Here is a 17,429-nt window from a genome sequence, read left to right as displayed (position 1 = left end):
CGCCGGGATTCATCAAGCAGGGAGAACGCCGATGCAGAGAATATGAGAAAGCTGACGAAACCGCTCAAGCTCATCTTCGCCTGCGCCCTCGCGCTTGGCACCACTTACGGCGCTCTCGCAGCCGAGTTCACCAAGGCCACGGTCAAGAAAATCGACTGCAAGGCAAAGAAGGTGACGCTTCACGCGAGGAACGAAGAGCCTCGACATGCCTGCGATGACGATGGTGTTCCGCGTCGGGGGAGACGCCATCCTGCAGAAGCTTAAGGAAGGAATGTCGAGTTCGTCGCCGAGCGGGTCAACGGCAAGCTGACCCTCATGCAGGTTAAATAATCGCTGCAAAAGGACGCAGCGTAGCCGGGGGCGTCCTGTTCCGCTCATTCGCTGGCCGACAGCTCCCGATTAACGTCTATTTGCCTCAAGGCGCGTGCAGCGGCAGCGCTACGATACGCGCGGCGCGTGCACGGCACTCCAGAGATCATCCTTCCAGTAGCGTCCAACACCGGAAGTAGGTATCGGGTAGTCAACACCCTCCACCGAGACCGCTGCCGGAGGACCGCATCGCGCTGGCGAGAGAAGCTGAAGCCGATCGGCTGGCTTGGCCTGATCCTCATCTTCGGCGCAGTGCTGGTGCTTCACACCGCCTGACGCGGCCGCTTGTCGGATGGCGACTGCTTGCGCTTCGGAGCTGTACCATGCGGGCCGGGGCCGGACACGAGCCAGTCGAGAAGGGCGAAATAGGCGCCGTAGGGCAGGAGCCGCAGCAACTTGACGGCATAAGTGAAGCGTTTCGGGAAAGTGATCTCGAAATGTCTCGACTTCAATCCGGTGCAAATCCATTCCGCCGCCTCGTCGGCGCTGACAAGGGCCGGGCGCGGCAGGTTGTTCTTCACCGAGCCACGCGTCGCCACGAAGCCGGGACAGATCAGTTGGAGCCTGATGCCGATCCGATCGAGGTCGAATTTCAGGCTCTCGGTCATGTTGATGAGGGCCGCCTTGGTGGCGCCATAGGCGGCGCTCATCGGCAGCCCGCCATAGCCCGCCACCGACGACATGATGGCGATTTGCCCGTGGCCGTTTGCCTTCATGTGCTCGACCAACGGCACGAGACAATTGACGACACCATGCAGATTGACCGCGAAACTTTTGTCGAACGCCTCGAGATGAAGGTCGTCACCGCGCACGGGAATGGCAACTCCGGCGTTGAGAATCGCCAATGCCACCCGGCCATGATCGTATTCGACCGCCGTCAGCAACCGCTCCATGTCGTGCGGGTCGGTGACGTCGCCGTCGAGCACGACGATCTTCCCCGGCCCGTCGACCTCATGCTGAAGAGCGACAAGCTTCTCGTGACTGCGCGCCGTGACGACGACCGAATAGCCCTCCTCCACCAGTCGCAGCGCAACGGCGCGCCCTATTCCGGAACTTGCCCCGGTGACCCATGCCCATCCATGTTCGGGGCGGGCGGTAAATGCAGTCATCATTTCGTCCTCGCACGTCGTCCAGGAATTCCTTCCCGGAAGGCTCGGCAGGTCCGAACCCAGTTGCCTCTCCGACGGCAGATCCAGTCCCCGTTTTCCGCTTCCCGCCCATCAATTTGACCGCGGAGACGATTTTTGCCCGGGACAGGAAAGCGGCGAAACGCTATTTCTTGCCTGTTGAACAGCCTGAGCCGAAAACACGCCAATATTTCGGCGATTCTGCTTCAATTGTTTGTCGCTTGCCGTTCGTCGAGGTTAATGCTTGGCTGAGGCCCGGCCATCGTTCCGTCCAGCGTGAGGTTTTCCAAGATGAGTGTCCATCCGTCCGTGCTCGAAGCCATCGGCAATACGCCGTTGATCCGGCTCAACGCCGTTTCCGAAGCCACCGGCTGCACCATCCTCGGCAAGGCGGAGTTCCTCAATCCCGGTCAATCGGTGAAGGATCGGGCAGCGCTCTGGATCATCCGCGAGGCCGAGAAGGCCGGCCAGTTGCGCCCCGGCGGCGTGATCGTCGAAGGAACGGCAGGCAATACCGGCATCGGACTGGCGGTCGTCGGCAGCGCGCTCGGCTATCGCACCGTGATCGTCATCCCCGAAACCCAGAGCCAGGAGAAGAAGGACGCGCTGCGACTCCTCGGCGCCGAGCTGGTCGAGGTTCCGGCGGTGCCCTACAAGAACCCCAACAACTACGTGAAGGTCTCCGGCCGGCTGGCGGCCGAACTCGCCAAGACCGAACCGAACGGTGCCATTTGGGCGAACCAGTTCGACAACGTCGCGAACCGGGAGGCGCATGTCCAGACGACGGCACCGGAGATCTGGCGCGACACCGATGGTAAGGTCGACGGCTTCATCTGCGCCGTCGGCTCCGGCGGGACGCTCGCTGGCGTGGCGCAGGGCTTGTGCGCCAAGAACCCGGCCGTCAAGATCGGCATAGCCGATCCGGAAGGGGCGGCACTTTTCAACTACTATGCCCATGGCGAGCTGAAGGCGAGCGGAAGCTCTATCACCGAGGGCATCGGCCAGGGCCGCGTGACCGCCAACCTCGAGGGCTTTACGCCGGATTTCGCCTATCAGATTCCCGACTCGGAAGCGGTGCCCTATGTCTTCGACCTCATAGAGAGGGAAGGCCTCTGCGTCGGCGGCTCCAGCGGCATCAATATTGCCGGTGCGGTTCGACTGGCCCGCGAGCTCGGCCCCGGACATACGATCGTGACGATCCTCTGCGACTATGGTAACCGCTATCAGTCGAAGCTCTTCAATCCGGACTTCCTCGCCTCGAAGGGCCTTCCGGTCCCGGCCTGGCTGAATAGAAGTTCGAACATCACCGTTCCATACGAACCCGTCGGATAGTCTCTCGATGACCAGGACCGTGACCGCCCTCTTCCGCGAGGATTTCTACCTCTCGACCTGCGAAGCAAGCGTCACGGCGGTCCTGGAAGACGGCGGGATCGAACTCGACCAGACCTGTTTCTATGCCACGTCCGGCGGCCAGCCTGGCGACACGGGCTTTTTCGAGCGCAAGGACGGCAGTCGGATTCCGATCGTCGAGACCCGGCATGGCGCAACCAAGGATGTCATCGTGCATGTCCCCGCCGACGGACAGGCACGGCCGACGCTCGGCGAGAAGCTCGTTCTCCACATCGACTGGCCGCGCCGCTACCGGCTGATGCGCATGCACACGGCATGCCACCTGCTCTCCGTCATTTGCCCCTACCCCGTCACCGGCGCCGCCGTCGGCGAGGAGGAGAGCCGCGTCGATTTCGACATGGGCGAGACAATCGACAAGGACGAAGTGACGGCGGCGCTGATGAAGCTCGTCGATGCGAACCATCCGGTCTATGTGCAATGGATCACCGACGACGAACTCGCCGCTAATCCGGGCATCGTCAAATCCAAGAATGTCCGCCCTCCCATCGGCATGGGGCGCGTGAGCCTCGTGTGCATCGGCGAAGACTCCTCCATCGACAGCCAGCCTTGCGGCGGCACCCATGTCTCGGAGACGCAGGAAGTCGGCGCCATTCACATCGCCAAGATCGAGAAGAAGGGTAAGGAGAACCGGCGGTTCCGGATCCGCTTCGGAACACCCGAAGACCGTGCCGCCTCTTAAAGTCCACGGAGGAAACGACAATGAACAACGAGAACAACAAAAGAAGCGCCTTCATCGTTTCCCCGGACTGGCTCGAGCAGCGCCTTGACGATCCCAGCGTCAAGATCGTCGATGCCGCCTGGTACCTGCCGGCGCAGAAGCGCAACCCCAAGGCGGAATACCAAGCCGCGCATATTCCGGGGGCCGTCTTCTTCGATCAGGATGCGATCGCCGACCAGTCGAGCGGGTTGCCGCATACCCTACCCTCTCCCGAATCTTTTGCCGAAGCCGTCGGCGCCATGGGCATCAGCGAGACCGACACGATCGTCGTCTATGACGGACCGGGCATCTTCACCGCGCCGCGGGTCTGGTGGCTGTTCCGCATCATGGGCGCGAGGAACGTCTTCGTCCTTGATGGCGGCATGGACGGCTGGAAGGCCGAGGGACGCCCCACGACCGCCGAGATTTCGAGCCCCGCACCGCGTTCATTCCATGCAAGCTTCGACGCCAAGGCCGTCACCTCCTTCGAGCGCATGAAGGACATCGTCGAAAACCGTCTCGCCCAGGTCGCCGATGCCCGTAGCACCGGCCGCTTTTTCGGAGAGGAACCGGAGCCTCGCGCCGGCATGCGGTCGGGGCATATGCCCGGCGCTCTAAGCCTTCCCTCCGGGACCTTCTCAGAAGCGGGCAAGCTCAAGGATCTCGACGCATTGCGCCAGACCTTCGCGGAGGCCGGCATCGACCTGACCAAGCCGGTCGTCACGACCTGCGGATCCGGTGTGACGGCGGCAATCATCACGCTTGCGCTTCAATCATTGGGACATACGGACAATACGCTCTATGATGGTTCCTGGTCGGAATGGGGTAGCCGCCCCGATACCCCGGTTGCCATCGGTAGAGAGTGAAAACCATGCAAGGATCGAAGCCCGCTGCGATCACGGCCCACGTGACTGAGCTCGAGATGACGGCGCCGCCAAAGCAAAGCCTGCCGGTGCCCGTCAACATCCACACCGCGATCCTGCGGGTGTCCGACATTCCGCTTCCCTATTACCGCTTCCTCTATCTGCGTGTCGGCAAGCGCTGGCACTGGGCGGAGCGACTGCGGATGAGCGATGAAGACCTGGCGGCGGTACTCCACAACAAGAAGACGAACCTGACGGTCCTCTATGTCAACGGTGCGCCCGCCGGCTTCTTCGAACTGCAGCAGCGCGATGGCGACGTCATCGAGCTTACCCATTTCGGGCTCATGGAACATGCCCTCGGCCTCGGCCTCGGGAAATGGTTCCTACTGCAGACGCTGTTTGCCGCCTGGGCGATGGACCCGCGTAAGGTCAGGGTCACCACGAACAGCCTCGACCACCCTCGGGCATTGCAGCTCTACCAGCAGTTCGGCTTTTCTCCGGTGGCGACGCGGGAGGCGATCGTTCGCCCCTTGAGCGACGACGAGCTGCTCACCTTCGCGAAGAAGCTCTGACCTCTCCGGCAAGTTTCGGGTGTCGCAACCAGGCGCAAGGGCCCATTCTCCTCGTCGACAAGAACAGGAGAAGAACCCATGACGCTGCGATATATCGCGATGCCCGACCGGGACGCGGCACGGCTATGGCAGGGCGGACGAGATGCCTATGGAAACCTGCCGGAACGGCACATCTCTGACGGCGTCGGCGTTCCGTGCCGACACTGCCTGCGCAATGTCGAAGAGGGTGACGCTTATCTGATCCTCGCTTATCGGCCGTTTTCGTCAGCCCAGCCTTACGCTGAAACCGGCCCGATCTTCATGCATGCCGATCAATGCCGGGCGCCGGACGGAGCCTTACTGCCGCCCATCCTCGCATCCAGCAAGGAATACCTCCTTCGCGGATACGGCAGCGACGAGCGCATCGTCTACGGGAGCGGCGGCGTCTTCCCTGCGGAGATGCTCGAGCAGCGTGCAGAAGAACTGCTGGCACGGACGGACATCGCTTATGTCCATGTGCGCTCCGCCAAATACAATTGCTACCAGTGCCGCATCGAGGCGGCCTGAAGCCCGGCCCGGCATCCTACAACGTACTACGCCGGGCCAGGTTTATCTTCACCGCTCAGGCGACGTGGAGGACGCTTTCCGGAGCATGGGAATCATAGCCGAGTGCCTCGGCGACGGGGGCATTGGTCACCCGGCCGCGATGGACGTTGAGGCCCGCCCGCAAATGCCGGTCCTCGGCAATCGCTTTGAGCCCACGATCGGCAAGCTGAAGGCCGTAATAGAGTGTCGCGTTGTTGAGTGCATGCGCCGACGTGATCGGCACGGCGCCCGGCATGTTGGCGACGCAGTAATGCACGATGCCGTCCACCTCATAGGTCGGCTCGGAATGGGTCGTCGCATGCGAGGTCTCGAAGCAGCCGCCCTGGTCGATTGCGACGTCGACGATCACCGCGCCCTTCTTCATGCCCGACAGCATTTCGCGTGTGACGAGCTTCGGTGCGGCGGCGCCCGGAATCAGCACGGCGCCGATTACCAGATCGGCGGAAAACACCTCCTCCTCCAGGGCGTCGATCGTCGAATAGCGCGTATGGACGCGGCCGTTGAAGATGTCGTCGAGCTGGCGCAGACGCGGAATCGAGCGGTCGAGGATCGAAACGTCGGCGCCGAGGCCAACGGCCATCTTCGCGGCGTGCAGACCGACGACGCCGCCGCCGATGATCGCCACCTTGGCGGGAAGCACGCCGGGCACGCCGCCGAGCAGGATGCCACGGCCGCCATTGGCCTTTTGAAGTGAGGTGGCGCCAGCTTGGATGGCAAGCCGCCCGGCCACTTCAGACATGGGAGCAAGCAGCGGCAGGCCGCCACGCTCATCCGTCACCGTCTCATAGGCAACGGCGGTGACGCCCGAATTCAGCAATCCCCTCGTCTGCTCGGGATCCGGCGCCAGATGAAGATAAGTATAGAGAACCTGGCCTTCGCGCAGTTGCGTCCACTCGGACGGCTGCGGCTCCTTGACCTTGACGACCATGTCCGCCTTTTCGAACACGTCCTTGGCCGCCGGAACGATCCGCGCGCCGGCGGCGCGATAGGCGTCGTCGTCGGCTCCGATGCCCGCTCCGGCCTTCGTTTCGACAATCACCTCGTGGCCGTGGGCGACATATTCCCGTACCGATCCCGGCGTCAGGCCGACCCTGTATTCATGATTTTTGATTTCCTTCGGGCAACCGACACGCATCTTCGCGTTCCTCTCCTGTCTGTCCGCTTTCGCAGCATTGATGATCAGACAAGGAAAGCAGATGCCGGCGAGAATGTCCTTGCAAAGGCGCGTCCCTCGGCGCATTGCTTTCGACGTTTGTTGCGTGAGAAACTTTCTGATTGAGGGAAAACACGAATGGGTGAGCTAGACGCCATTGATCGTTCGATTTTGAGGATCCTGCAGCAAGAGGGCAGGATCTCGAATGCCGATCTTGCCGCCAAGGTCGGCCTGTCGCCTTCCGCCTGTTCGCGGCGGGTCGACATCCTCGAAAAGACCGGCACGATCGCGGGCTATCACGCCCGTATCGCCCATAAGGCGCTCGACTACAAGATCATGGTGATCGTGCACATTTCACTCTCCGGCCAGTTCGCCAAAACGCTCGCCGAATTCGAAGGGGCAGTCAAACTCTGCCCGAATGTGCTCGTCTGTTATCTGATGTCCGGGGAATACGACTATATCCTGCGTGTCGCGGCTCGGGATCTCGAAGATTACGAGCGCATTCATCGCGACTGGCTGTCGGCGCTTCCGCATGTCGTCAAGATCAATTCGAGCTTCTCGCTGCGCGAGATCATCGACCGTCCGAATGTCGGGATCTGACACTCGCGCCGATCAACGGCCGACCACCCGGTTGCGGCCGGTATTCTTGGCGGCATAGAGACGAATATCGGCCTGCGCCAGCAATTCGTTGATCCCGGCGCCATCGGCAAGCGTCGACGACACGCCGATGCTCGTGGTCACCGAGTGACCGTTCGGCGTCTTTACTCCCGTGGAGACTGCCAGCCGTATGTCCTCGGCCCGCGAATGCACACCCGCATAGGGGAGCCCCGGGCAAAGCACGACGAATTCCTCGCCGCCATAACGAAACAGGCGATCGTCGGGCTGGAGGTTTGCCTTGACCGCTTCGGCCAGTTTCTTCAGCACGCGGTCGCCTTCCATATGGCCAAACTGATCGTTGACGCTCTTGAAGCGGTCGACATCGATGAGCATCAGGCTGAGCGGCGCGCCCTCCGCCGCCGCGTCGCGCATCATCTGCTGCCCTTCTCTTTCGAAGCGACCACGGTCCAGCGCGCCCGTCAGGGTATCGTGACCGGAACGCGACAATAGATCCTCGTAGCGCTCGCGAAAGGTGAGGTCGTTGAAGACGTCGCCGAGCGGCCGTTCGGAAATCGCCAGGAAGGCATGACGCGAGGACCTGAGGTAAAAGCCGATGGCTACGGCATAGAAGGGGGCGGCCAGCATCTTCGCCATCCACCCGCCCCAGAACACGTCCCAGGGCGCACCGTTCACGAAGCGGAGCGCGGCATAGAAGCCGAGCTGGTCGAATGTCAGCACGATCACGCCGCAGATCAGGAAGCGCATCGTGACGAAGCGGCGGAACCATCGCCCCAGCTTCTCGTAGAGCAGGATGATGATCAGCGAATCGAAATAGAGCAGCGTCGTGCCCCAGACCATGAGCCAGCCCATCTCGTCGATGAAGGCGATATCGGCGACGCGACCGGCGACGACCGAGACGGTATCATGCCGCCGCAAGAGCAGGCTGAGCGCCACCGTCAAAAAGTTGCCGGCAAGCAAGCCGTAGATCGGCTGGCGGACCGTCGCCGCGTCCTCCTTCACGTAAAGGAGAAGGATCATCATGAGCTTGCCGGAAAAGAACACGGCCGAGCCTGGAGAGATCACCCCGAACGGCAGCTGAACGTAAAAGACGGCGGCAAGATAGGTCTCGATGAAATGCATGACGCCGAGGGCCGCCACGAAAACGCCGAGCCCCAGGCGAGCGCGCAGGTGAAGAAGCCCAATCATCGACGCGACATAAACCAAGGCCTCGGCAAGCAGGAGCATGAGATTGGCGTTTGGCATGCGCGCAGGAGACTTCCGTTTTCACTCGACCGTTCCTTAAAGCTAGAAATTGAACAAAGCTTTACCGGCTTACGACGCGGCGAAAAACAGGCAAGATTCTGCCGCTTGCCGTTCCGCTCCAGTCGGTCATAGTCGCGCGGACAGGTTGCGCTGCGGGCGCGCCATTGCCGGCGCCTTGCACGTTCTTGACGCGCCCGAACGGGGCTTGAATACGGAGACCGCCATGACTTCAAAGATCGCGCTGCATCCCATTTCCCGCCGCGCCCTGCTCGGCGGGCTGGCTGCCTCCTCGGCCCTCGCCGTGCTGCATCCCTTCTCCGTCAGAGCTGCCGCCAACCAGGCCCATCTCCGGATCATGGAGACGACCGACCTGCACGTGCATGTGTTCCCCTACGACTATTACGCCGACAAGCCGAACGACACGCTCGGGCTGGCGCGCACCGCCTCGATCGTCGACGCGATCCGTGCCGAGGCGACCAATGCCATCCTCGTCGACAATGGTGACTTCCTGCAGGGCAACCCGATGGGCGACTACATCGCCTACAAGCGCGGCATGAAGGCCGGCGACATGCACCCGATCATCGCCGCCATGAACGTGCTCGGCTATGATTGCGGCACGCTCGGCAACCACGAGTTCAACTACGGCCTGGACTTCATGTTCAATGTGTTGAACGGCGCGAATTTTCCGATCGTCTGCGCCAACCTGACCAAGGGCGCGCTCGCCGCCAGCCCCCGCCAGGACGAACTTTTCCTCAAGCCCTACGTCATCCTCGATCGGAAGGTGAAGGACGGCGCCGGGGAGGAACACCCGATCCGTATCGGGCTGATCGGATTCGTGCCACCGCAGATCGTGACCTGGGACGCCAAGAATGTCGAAGGCAAGGCGAATGCCCGCGACATGGTCAAGGCCGCCGAAGCCTGGGTGCCGCAGATCCGCGAGGAAGGCGCCGATATCGTCATCGCCCTCTCCCATTCCGGCATTGGACAGCAGGCCTATGCGGAAAATCTCGAAAACGCCTCCGTGCCCCTGGCGGCGATCGACGGCATCGACGCCATCGTCACCGGCCACAGCCATCTCGACTTTCCGGGGCCGAAGTTCGATGCGGTCGCAGGCGTCGACAACAAGACCGGGCTCATCTCCGGCAAACCCGGCGTGATGGGTGGCTTCTGGGGCTCACATCTCGGCCTGATCGATCTCCTCCTCGAGCGCGATGGCGGTGCGTGGCGGGTGATCGGTTCGACGAGCGAAGCACGGCCGATCTACCGGCGGGAGGAGAAGAAGGTCATCGCCGAGGTCGGCGACAAGCCGGAAGTGCTGGCGGCGGCGCAGAAGGATCACGAGGCGACGCTCGCCTATGTCCGCACCCCCGTCGGCAAGACCTCCGCGCCGCTCTATTCCTATTTCGCCCTCGTTGCCGACGATCCTTCGGTGCAGATCGTCAGCCAGGCGCAGACCTGGTACATCCGCGACATGCTGAAGGATACCGAGCACAAGGACCTGCCGGTGCTTTCGGCGGCGGCGCCCTTCAAGGCCGGCGGACGCGGCGGCGCCGACTACTATACCGACGTTCCGGCCGGCGACATCGCCATCAAGAACGTCGCCGACCTCTACCTCTATCCAAACACGGTGCAGGCTGTCGTCATCACCGGCGAACAGGTCCGAAACTGGCTCGAAATGTCTGCCGGGATCTTCAACCAGATCGCGCCGGGCTCGACCGACGCGAACCTCATCAACGGCGACTTCCCGTCCTATAATTTCGACGTGATCGACGGCGTCACCTATCAGATCGATCTTTCTCAGCCGGCCAAATACGACAAGGACGGCAATCTGGTGAACGCCTCGGCAAGCCGCATCCGCGACCTGCAGTTCGACGGCAAGCCGATCGACCCCGCCCAGAAATTCGTCGTGGCAACCAACAACTACCGCGCCGGCGGCGGCGGGCATTTCCCGGAGATCGCAGCCGACAAGGTCGTCTTCGTAGCTCCCGACACCAACCGCGACGTGATCGTGCGCTACATCGTGGAGCAAGGGACGATCAATCCGTCGGCCGACGCCAATTGGAAATTTGCACCGCTCAAGGACACCAGCGTCGTCTTCGACAGCGGCCCGAAGGCAAGACAATTTTTGGCTCAGGTCAAGGCCGTCGACGTCGAAGACGCCGGCGACGGCGCCGACGGCTTTGCGCGCTTCCGCATCAGGCTATAGAGGGAGCAGGTGGCCTCTGGCGTGCCGGCCCGGCCGGTAGGCCAGAGGGGGCGAGCGCCCCAAGAACTTGACTTACATGTTAAGAAAACACTGCAACCGATTGCTGCAGAACAAGATTGTCCTGCTTACACCGAGCGCGACTGTGCCTCATCGGCAAAGAGCGCCGCGCGCTGCTCGTCGACGATCTGCCGGCCCTTGCGGAGTGCCGAATCGATGGCGTCCTGCTCGGACGTGAAGAGATCGGCACGAATGAAATGGCGCACCTTCGTTCCGCCGGGCAACACCTTTTCGATGCTGCCGGCAAGCCGGAACTGCGCGCCCTCGCGCATCGGCGTCGCGCGGATCAGGCAATCCGCATAGGACTCGGTCTTGCCCGGAGCGGGCTCGGCCGGCTTTTCGGAGCCGCCGGAGAGGCCGAACAATTTCGAGAAAAACGATGCCATAGCTCATGGTTAGCTGTGGCTTCGGCCTCTGTCAAAGCCAAAAGTTGATTCACTTGCGCGACGCAGCGGCAATGGCCGTCAGATGACCAGATTGGCGAGAATCTCGTTCTCGGTGATGTCCTGGTATCGCAGCCCGGCCGCGTCGAAACGCTGCTTCAGCAGCGGGAAGTTCTCCGCATGCTTGGTCTCGATACCGATCAGCACGGAGCCGAAATTGCGCGCCGACTTTTTCAGATATTCAAACCGGGCGATGTCATCCTCTTCGCCCAGCAGATTGAGGAAATCGCGCAAGGCGCCCGGCCGCTGCGCCATGCGCAGAATGAAGTATTTCTTCAACCCCGCATGGCGCATGGCGCGCTCCTTGACGTCCGGCAGGCGCTCGAAGTCGAAATTGCCGCCGGAAACGACCGCGACCACCGTTTTGCCTCCCAGCCGCTCGCGACCGAGTACTTCCAGCGCAGTAATCGACAGCGCGCCGGCCGGCTCGAGAACCACGCCTTCGACGTTCAGCATCTCGGTGATGGTCAGGCAGATGGCATTCTCGGCGAGAAGCATCACCTGCTCCGGCGCAAAACCGCGGAGCGCCGAGAAATTGAGGTCGCCGATCCGCCCCACCGCAGCGCCGTCGACGAAATTGTCCACCTGATCGAGCGTCACGACGCTGCCCGCCTCGAGGCTACGCCTGAGGCTCGGCGCGCCCTCCGGCTCGCAGAACATGAACCGGTCGTTCGTCAGGGCATCGCGGAAATACCCGGTGACGCCTGCCGCCAGTCCGCCGCCGCCGACCGGCAGCACGACGAGATCGGGGAGCAGCCCCTCCGGCAATTGCTCGACGATCTCCGCCGCGACGGTCGCCTGCCCTTCGATGATATCGGCATGATCGAAAGGCGGCACCATCACGCCGGCAATTGCCTCGACATGGTCGCGAGCGGCCTGGTAGCATTGGTCGAATATATCGCCGACAAGGCGAATGGTGATGTATTCGCCGCCGAAGATGCGGGTCTTGTCGATTTTCTGCTGCGGCGTCGTTACCGGCATAAAGACGATGCCCGGAACGCCGAAGTGCCGGCAGACGAAGGCAAAGCCCTGCGCATGGTTTCCGGCCGACGCGCAGACGAAGGTCTTGCCGGAAGCACCCGCCGCAAGTGCCTTGCGGAAGAAGTTGAAGGCGCCGCGGATCTTGTAGGAGCGCACCGGCGAAAGATCCTCGCGCTTCAGATAGATGGTGGCGCCGTAGCGCGCGCTCAGGTGATCGTTGAGCTGCAGCGGCGTCGCCGGAAAGATCTCGCGCATCGCCGCTGCCGCCTGTTCAACATCCTGCTTCATCTCGTGCCATCACCCGTACGATCTTGATTTCTGTCGCTATCGCACATTGCTGTGACTGAAACCATCGTTTTGACATGATGCGCGCCTGGGCTTGGCAAACACTCGCGAACCGTCACTCTACGCCGATCGGCTGCGGTCACGGCAGTCTCCTTCATCTTGACTTGCGCATGCCAAATGCCGACAGTTTTTCAGCAATCGGGATGCTGGGAAACTGCGATGGCGAACTATCTCTCCATGCTGGCGATGCTGGCCCTGGCGGCCCCTGCCCTGGCCGCTTCCGAAACCGAAGCGGGGCCGCTTTCCGATGCCGCGGTGAAAGCGGAAAAACAGGCAAGCGAAGGCGACGCGGCAGGCGCCCGCGACACGCTGCGGCAAGCTATCAGCGCCTTCTCGCAAACCCTTCCCTTCGCGATCGGCAAGGCGCTTTTCGTCACGGCCGAACCGGCAGGCTACGCCATGTACGAGCCGAAGCAGGATTCGGTCTTCAAACCCGGCGAGACGCTGCTCTCCTATGTCGAGCCGGTCGGTCTCACCTGGAAGGACGCAAGCGCCAAGGGCAAGCTCGAAACGCACTTCACCGTCGATCTCGACATCGTCAGCCCCAAGGGCGAGGTGCTCGCGACCCGCAAGGCCTTCGGCGACTTCACCTTCACCGGCTATCTCCGCAACCAGGAGATTTATGCGACGCTAACCGTCGACGTCAGCGGCGCGCCTGCTGGCGACTACGTCCTGCGCTTCCGCTTCAACGACATCAACAGCGGCAAGAGCGCGACCGTCGACCAGCCGTTCAAGATTGCGGCGGAGTGATTGAGAGGGCAGCGCCGGCATTTCAGTGATTGGTGGTGCGGACGACGGGGATCGAACCCGTAAGCCTTGCGGCGAGGGATTTTAAGTCAATTTTTTGCCGCTTCTGACTGCTTCCGCTTGCTTCCTCAAAACCATTGTAAATCAAGCATTTCCGACATATAACTGTCATCAGACAGTAGCGACTGATATCGCTCGACATCATGAAAAGTAGGGCCAAATGTCGGGCCAAAAAAGGACAAGGGATTTATGGCTGACTTCATTTCCGAGGACTTCGTTAAGAACCGCGTTCCGAAACTGATGAGGGGCAAGGATGCCCTTAAAGTTCGCGACAGCAAGTTGACCGGCTTCATGCTGCGTTGCCGCCGCACCGCCGACGACAGCATTACCCGCGAGTTCCTCGTCGAGTATCTGCCGCCGCTAAAGGTCAAGGATGGCGAGAAGCCGAAACGAAAGTGGCTGTCGATTGGCAAGTCGCCGACGTTCACTGCCGACGAGGCGCGCGAACAGGCGCGGCAGATGCTGCAAGCCGTCAAGAACGGAGATGATCCGGCCGCGATCCGGGCCGCGAAAAAGGCGCAACCGACCATTGAGCAGCTTTGGGAACTGTTCGACGAACAACATCTTGCAATGAAATCCGGAGAGACGCCGAAAGACTATCGCGGTCGTTACCGCCGCATCATCGAACCGTCGTTCAGGGGTCGCCGTGTCGCTGACATCACCCGCGCCGAGGTCGATGCGCTGCGGGTGAAGTTCAAACACAAGAAGACCGATTGCAATCGCGCCTTGGCGGTGTTGTCGAAGATGATGTCCTTCGCGATGCTGCAAGGCTGGCGAACCGATAACCCTTGCTCAAAGGTTCCCCGCTTCACTGAGACTCCGAACGACACATGGCTGGACGAACAGGCGCTGCCGCCGTTCATCGTCGCGCTCGGTAAGGTAGACGGTCCGATGGGCGACCTCTTGCGGTTCGTCGCGGTTTCCGGCTGGCGGATTTCGGCAGCGCGGCTGCTGCGGTGGGATCAGGTGAGCTTGCAGCGCCTCGAAGTGCATCTCGACGACAAAGCAACGAAGATTCACGCGACCGCGCTTTCAACCGATGCCGCCATGCTCATCGACAACCAGCCGCACCGGATGGGCTATGTGTTTTCCAACCGGAAAGGTAGGCAACCCATCGGTTACTCTGACGTTCTCGCGGCGCTCACCGCCGTCTGCGAGGAAGCGGGCGTCGAACGGATCACCCCTCACCGGCTGCGATCAACGTGCGCGACGCATGCCGCTGTGAACGGTGCCAACGTCTCCGAACTGATGCAGACCTTCGGCTGGAAGACGCCAGCGATGGCGATGCGGTACGTGAAGCGCTCCGAAAGTCTCGCGCGCAAGGGCGTCGAGCGGACAGCCGGGATTATCAACGTCTTCAACAAACCTACAGCAGATGTGAAGGAACTTTCGCGGAACGGTTGACGGGAAAAGCCTAATCCAATGAACACAAGGGGGCGCGTCGCCCCCTTTCCTTTCTTTTGTTTGAGTTACTTAGCGTCAAATAGATGCAAATCTGCACTTTATACATAGTTTCATCGTCACGCTAACGAACACGTCAAGTTTCTACACTCTTCATCCATCAAACGTGATCATCTACTATTCGATGGTAGCAACAGAGATCGACGGTGAGGATGACCCATGAAATTGAAGCCGATCGAGTTCCTCGACGGGCATGGATTGTTCCTTGCCGACGATCTCAGTTACCTGACCGGCGCGGGGGCCATCGGCAAAAGCCTGTCCTCGCTGCAACTCGCCTGCGCCGTCGCGCTTCCCGAAAGGGACTATCCCGAGACCCATTGGCTCGGGCGTCCCGTCCGCCGCCGTGGCAAGGTGCTCTATGTCAGCGCAGAGGACGAACTAGACGTCAACCACCAACGAGTCCTCGACATCGCCGCAGCGGAAATGTTCGAGGCGCGGCTGCTCTACAATCTCGAAATCTGCGACCTGTCCGATGTTGAGGACAAGGCGCTATTCGTCGGGCAAAGGAGCTACGTCAAGAAGACGCTGCTATTTCGGCTGCTGGAAAACACCATCGGACATCTTAAACCGGAACTCGTCGTGCTCGACAACCGCGCGCAACTCGCCGACATCGACGAAATAAACCGCAATGCAGCGACGAAGGTCAGCAACTATCTCCGGGCGCTCGCCAAGAAATACGGCACGACGCTGATTGTGCTCGCGCATCCGTCGCTCGCGGGCCTCAACCAAAAGACCGGCAATTCCGGTTCGACCGGCTGGACGAACACCATCCGCAATCAAGTCGACATGCGGAAGCCGGACGATGCCGAGGCAGATGGCCCGGACGATGGGCGGCGGATACTCGTCAGCCAAAAGCCGAATTACGGTCCGCAGGGCCTCGTCGTCAACGTCAAGTGGGACATGGGCTGCTATCGCTGCACCGACAGGCAGGAACGCGCGGGATCGGACATCGGCAGGGCGGACAAGGCCGAGCGGGTGTTCCTGAGACTCCTGCAAATCCACAACAGCCAGAACCTTTTTGTTTCCGCTAGTCCCTCATCCAACAGCTTCGCGCCGAAGGTTTTTTACGGCGATCCGCAGAACGAAAACGTGTCGCTGAAATCGCTGAAGGCGGCCATGTATGCGCTGTTGAATGACGGGCGGATTGCCAATGTTGCGCATGGTCCGCCGTCGAAAAGGCAATACAGATTGGAGGTTGTGAAATGCAACTTCTAGCACTGTGTTCGCCCGCCTTTTTCCGGCCTGTTCCAGCCTTGGCGATTTCGCTGCGATTTCAATCATTTAAGGGGTGTGTTCGCCCGCCCCTATTACTACGTAATAAGCGCGCTTGCCCTTTGGGGCAGGCGTCGCGCGCTTCGAGAAGAAAAAAGGAAAAGCGCAAAAGAAGAAACCCCGAATTGTGTTCGGGGTTTTTCTCACTTATGCGGCTATCTTGTGCCAGCCATTTTGCTCTCTGGTGAGCCGCAATTCATGTTCCGCGATCTCCGCGTCGAGTTGCGTGATCCGGTCGATGACCGCCGAGAATTCCGGCTTGCCATCCAGATAGTTGATATACGCCAGCCTCAAGAGGCGTTCTGCCGACCTGTTGGCAACAGCCTTGTCCTTCGCCTTCTCCCATTTGGCGACGGCCTGTTCGGTGACGCCGAGGATGACGCCAAGCGACTTCTGCGAAAGGTCCAGTTCCAGACGCAGGAAACGGAATTCCGCGCCGTTGAGTGTGCGTGGTTGCCCTACCAGCCATCTGCCGATGGCCTCATGAAGGCCACGGACGTTCTTAACTGATATGAGTTGGCCGTAATTTGGATGCTCCTCGACGGTGTATCCGTCTTCTAGCCAAATGTTATCCAACCCGGAGTCTGTGTAGTGATAGCTCATCACCATCGCCCTTCAAGGTTCAAAAGCCGTAATGACTATGACCTGTTCTTCCCATTCTAATGCGGCTACAACGATTAGCTCTTGCCCGGCCATGTGACGGTAGATTTCGCCTTGCCAGTTTCCATAGGCGTTCAAGAAAGGGTCCGTTTGCACGGTGCCCTTCTCAAGGCACATTTCAATTTGACGAAACGAAATCGCACGTTCGGGGTGGTCCCGTCGCAAATGCGCGGTTACCTTCACCTGTCCAGTTTCGAGCAGTTTCAGCACGTGGTTCTTGAATTCCTGCCGAGATAGCTTCTTCGGTTGCGGTGCCTTCATCGGAATGATGTTGCTCACTTCGAAGCCTTCTATCGTGGAGGAACACCTATCTTTTATATAGGTCTACCTTAACAGTCAATGAATGTTCAGCGCGACTAAATGTTCCGTTCCCCTTCATCGCAACCTCGCCGCGCCCGGTAAAACCATCGACGGTTGGTAAAAGCGACACCTCGGTCGCATCTGCCTACCTCTGGTAGGTAGATACGCACCAAAGTTGCGTATTTGCTTACCTCTGGTAGGTAAAAGCAGGCCACGGTCGGCATCTACCTATCGGGGATTGCATCGGGGGCACGCGGCAGG

The 17,429-nt window shown here is 60.8% G+C and carries 17 protein-coding genes and 1 pseudogene; 11 read left to right on the top strand and 7 right to left on the bottom strand.

From position 1 onward, the window contains the following. Positions 1-42: 42 nt before the first annotated feature. Positions 43-330 (top strand): annotated as a pseudogene (locus ATC00_RS16795) (copper-binding protein). Between the two features lie 302 nt (positions 331-632). Here ATC00_RS16795 and ATC00_RS16790 read toward each other — a convergent pair. Beyond that, positions 633-1,478 carry an SDR family NAD(P)-dependent oxidoreductase gene (locus ATC00_RS16790; protein WP_037385024.1) on the bottom strand — a complete coding sequence of 282 codons (846 nt, stop codon included), beginning with the start codon at positions 1,476-1,478 and terminating at the stop codon, positions 633-635. Positions 1,479-1,787: 309 nt separating this feature from the next. Here ATC00_RS16790 and ATC00_RS16785 point away from each other — a divergent pair, with 309 nt between their 5' ends. The 5 genes from ATC00_RS16785 (at position 1,788) to ATC00_RS16765 (ending at position 5,584) form a co-directional block, all read left to right on the top strand. Next, on the top strand, positions 1,788-2,828 hold the full coding sequence (locus ATC00_RS16785; protein ID WP_064253637.1) for a cysteine synthase A: 1,041 nt from the start codon (positions 1,788-1,790) through the stop codon (positions 2,826-2,828). A gap of 7 nt (positions 2,829-2,835) precedes the next feature. Further along, a complete protein-coding gene (locus ATC00_RS16780; protein WP_064253636.1) occupies positions 2,836-3,585 on the top strand; it encodes an alanyl-tRNA editing protein in 750 nt (249 codons plus the stop codon). A 20-nt stretch (positions 3,586-3,605) separates the two neighbouring features. Beyond that, positions 3,606-4,469, top strand: coding sequence for a 3-mercaptopyruvate sulfurtransferase (gene sseA / locus ATC00_RS16775; protein WP_064253635.1), 864 nt, complete (start codon positions 3,606-3,608; stop codon positions 4,467-4,469). A gap of 5 nt (positions 4,470-4,474) precedes the next feature. Then, the gene (locus tag ATC00_RS16770; RefSeq protein WP_037383594.1) at positions 4,475-5,038 is read left to right on the top strand and encodes a GNAT family N-acetyltransferase; all 564 of its coding nucleotides are present in this window, start codon (positions 4,475-4,477) and stop codon (positions 5,036-5,038) included. A 78-nt stretch (positions 5,039-5,116) separates the two neighbouring features. Beyond that, positions 5,117-5,584: a DUF1203 domain-containing protein gene (locus ATC00_RS16765; RefSeq protein WP_037383596.1), complete on the top strand. Its 468-nt coding sequence runs from the start codon at positions 5,117-5,119 to the stop codon at positions 5,582-5,584. A 55-nt stretch (positions 5,585-5,639) separates the two neighbouring features. On the opposite strand, the gene ald is transcribed toward ATC00_RS16765, so the two are convergent. Further along, the gene (ald, locus tag ATC00_RS16760; protein ID WP_064253722.1) at positions 5,640-6,758 is read right to left on the bottom strand and encodes an alanine dehydrogenase; all 1,119 of its coding nucleotides are present in this window, start codon (positions 6,756-6,758) and stop codon (positions 5,640-5,642) included. Between the two features lie 156 nt (positions 6,759-6,914). Between ald and ATC00_RS16755 the strand changes: the two genes are divergently transcribed. Continuing rightward, positions 6,915-7,376, top strand: coding sequence for an Lrp/AsnC family transcriptional regulator (locus ATC00_RS16755; RefSeq protein ID WP_064253634.1), 462 nt, complete (start codon positions 6,915-6,917; stop codon positions 7,374-7,376). A 12-nt stretch (positions 7,377-7,388) separates the two neighbouring features. Here the strand turns inward: ATC00_RS16755 and ATC00_RS16750 are convergent, their stop codons facing one another. Beyond that, a complete protein-coding gene (locus ATC00_RS16750) occupies positions 7,389-8,636 on the bottom strand; it encodes a GGDEF domain-containing protein (RefSeq protein WP_064253633.1) in 1,248 nt (415 codons plus the stop codon). Between the two features lie 223 nt (positions 8,637-8,859). Here ATC00_RS16750 and ATC00_RS16745 point away from each other — a divergent pair, with 223 nt between their 5' ends. After that, a complete protein-coding gene (locus ATC00_RS16745; protein ID WP_064253632.1) occupies positions 8,860-10,842 on the top strand; it encodes a bifunctional 2',3'-cyclic-nucleotide 2'-phosphodiesterase/3'-nucleotidase in 1,983 nt (660 codons plus the stop codon). Positions 10,843-10,967: 125 nt separating this feature from the next. Here the strand turns inward: ATC00_RS16745 and ATC00_RS16740 are convergent, their stop codons facing one another. Beyond that, positions 10,968-11,285: an HlyU family transcriptional regulator gene (locus ATC00_RS16740; protein WP_064253631.1), complete on the bottom strand. Its 318-nt coding sequence runs from the start codon at positions 11,283-11,285 to the stop codon at positions 10,968-10,970. 78 nt (positions 11,286-11,363) lie between these two features. Continuing rightward, positions 11,364-12,611, bottom strand: coding sequence for a threonine ammonia-lyase (gene ilvA / locus ATC00_RS16735; protein ID WP_064253630.1), 1,248 nt, complete (start codon positions 12,609-12,611; stop codon positions 11,364-11,366). A 216-nt stretch (positions 12,612-12,827) separates the two neighbouring features. On the opposite strand from ilvA, the gene ATC00_RS16730 reads away from it, so the two are divergent. The 3 genes from ATC00_RS16730 (at position 12,828) to ATC00_RS16715 (ending at position 16,151) form a co-directional block, all read left to right on the top strand. Continuing rightward, the gene (locus ATC00_RS16730) at positions 12,828-13,418 is read left to right on the top strand and encodes a hypothetical protein (protein ID WP_037383610.1); all 591 of its coding nucleotides are present in this window, start codon (positions 12,828-12,830) and stop codon (positions 13,416-13,418) included. A 246-nt stretch (positions 13,419-13,664) separates the two neighbouring features. After that, entirely contained in the window at positions 13,665-14,879 is a 1,215-nt protein-coding gene (locus tag ATC00_RS16720) for a tyrosine-type recombinase/integrase (RefSeq protein ID WP_064253629.1), read from the top strand. Positions 14,880-15,095: 216 nt separating this feature from the next. After that, positions 15,096-16,151, top strand: coding sequence for an AAA family ATPase (locus tag ATC00_RS16715; protein ID WP_064253628.1), 1,056 nt, complete (start codon positions 15,096-15,098; stop codon positions 16,149-16,151). Between the two features lie 204 nt (positions 16,152-16,355). Here the strand turns inward: ATC00_RS16715 and ATC00_RS16710 are convergent, their stop codons facing one another. Together ATC00_RS16710 and ATC00_RS16705 are read right to left on the bottom strand one after the other, a co-directional pair. Next, a complete protein-coding gene (locus tag ATC00_RS16710) occupies positions 16,356-16,811 on the bottom strand; it encodes a helix-turn-helix domain-containing protein (RefSeq protein ID WP_064253721.1) in 456 nt (151 codons plus the stop codon). 12 nt (positions 16,812-16,823) lie between these two features. Further along, positions 16,824-17,147: a DUF4258 domain-containing protein gene (locus ATC00_RS16705; RefSeq protein ID WP_153045228.1), complete on the bottom strand. Its 324-nt coding sequence runs from the start codon at positions 17,145-17,147 to the stop codon at positions 16,824-16,826. Positions 17,148-17,429: the final 282 nt, after the last annotated feature.

This window comes from Sinorhizobium americanum, assembly GCF_001651855.1.
In the GTDB taxonomy this organism is placed as follows: domain Bacteria; phylum Pseudomonadota; class Alphaproteobacteria; order Rhizobiales; family Rhizobiaceae; genus Sinorhizobium; species Sinorhizobium americanum.
Note: the sequence above shows the minus strand (reverse complement) of the source record. Positions and strands in the feature narration are given on the sequence as shown.

What these genes read in the sequence shown, in the direction of transcription:
- ATC00_RS16790 (WP_037385024.1), bottom strand. Translation starts at nt 1,478, where the DNA reads ATGACTGCATTTACCGCCCGCCCCGAACATGGATGGGCATGGGTCACC.
- ATC00_RS16785 (WP_064253637.1), top strand. Translation starts at nt 1,788, where the DNA reads ATGAGTGTCCATCCGTCCGTGCTCGAAGCCATCGGCAATACGCCGTTG.
- ATC00_RS16780 (WP_064253636.1), top strand. Translation starts at nt 2,836, where the DNA reads ATGACCAGGACCGTGACCGCCCTCTTCCGCGAGGATTTCTACCTCTCG.
- sseA (WP_064253635.1), top strand. Translation starts at nt 3,606, where the DNA reads ATGAACAACGAGAACAACAAAAGAAGCGCCTTCATCGTTTCCCCGGAC.
- ATC00_RS16770 (WP_037383594.1), top strand. Translation starts at nt 4,475, where the DNA reads ATGCAAGGATCGAAGCCCGCTGCGATCACGGCCCACGTGACTGAGCTC.
- ATC00_RS16765 (WP_037383596.1), top strand. Translation starts at nt 5,117, where the DNA reads ATGACGCTGCGATATATCGCGATGCCCGACCGGGACGCGGCACGGCTA.
- ald (WP_064253722.1), bottom strand. Translation starts at nt 6,758, where the DNA reads ATGCGTGTCGGTTGCCCGAAGGAAATCAAAAATCATGAATACAGGGTC.
- ATC00_RS16755 (WP_064253634.1), top strand. Translation starts at nt 6,915, where the DNA reads ATGGGTGAGCTAGACGCCATTGATCGTTCGATTTTGAGGATCCTGCAG.
- ATC00_RS16750 (WP_064253633.1), bottom strand. Translation starts at nt 8,636, where the DNA reads ATGCCAAACGCCAATCTCATGCTCCTGCTTGCCGAGGCCTTGGTTTAT.
- ATC00_RS16745 (WP_064253632.1), top strand. Translation starts at nt 8,860, where the DNA reads ATGACTTCAAAGATCGCGCTGCATCCCATTTCCCGCCGCGCCCTGCTC.
- ATC00_RS16740 (WP_064253631.1), bottom strand. Translation starts at nt 11,285, where the DNA reads ATGGCATCGTTTTTCTCGAAATTGTTCGGCCTCTCCGGCGGCTCCGAA.
- ilvA (WP_064253630.1), bottom strand. Translation starts at nt 12,611, where the DNA reads ATGAAGCAGGATGTTGAACAGGCGGCAGCGGCGATGCGCGAGATCTTT.
- ATC00_RS16730 (WP_037383610.1), top strand. Translation starts at nt 12,828, where the DNA reads ATGGCGAACTATCTCTCCATGCTGGCGATGCTGGCCCTGGCGGCCCCT.
- ATC00_RS16720 (WP_064253629.1), top strand. Translation starts at nt 13,665, where the DNA reads ATGGCTGACTTCATTTCCGAGGACTTCGTTAAGAACCGCGTTCCGAAA.
- ATC00_RS16715 (WP_064253628.1), top strand. Translation starts at nt 15,096, where the DNA reads ATGAAATTGAAGCCGATCGAGTTCCTCGACGGGCATGGATTGTTCCTT.
- ATC00_RS16710 (WP_064253721.1), bottom strand. Translation starts at nt 16,811, where the DNA reads ATGAGCTATCACTACACAGACTCCGGGTTGGATAACATTTGGCTAGAA.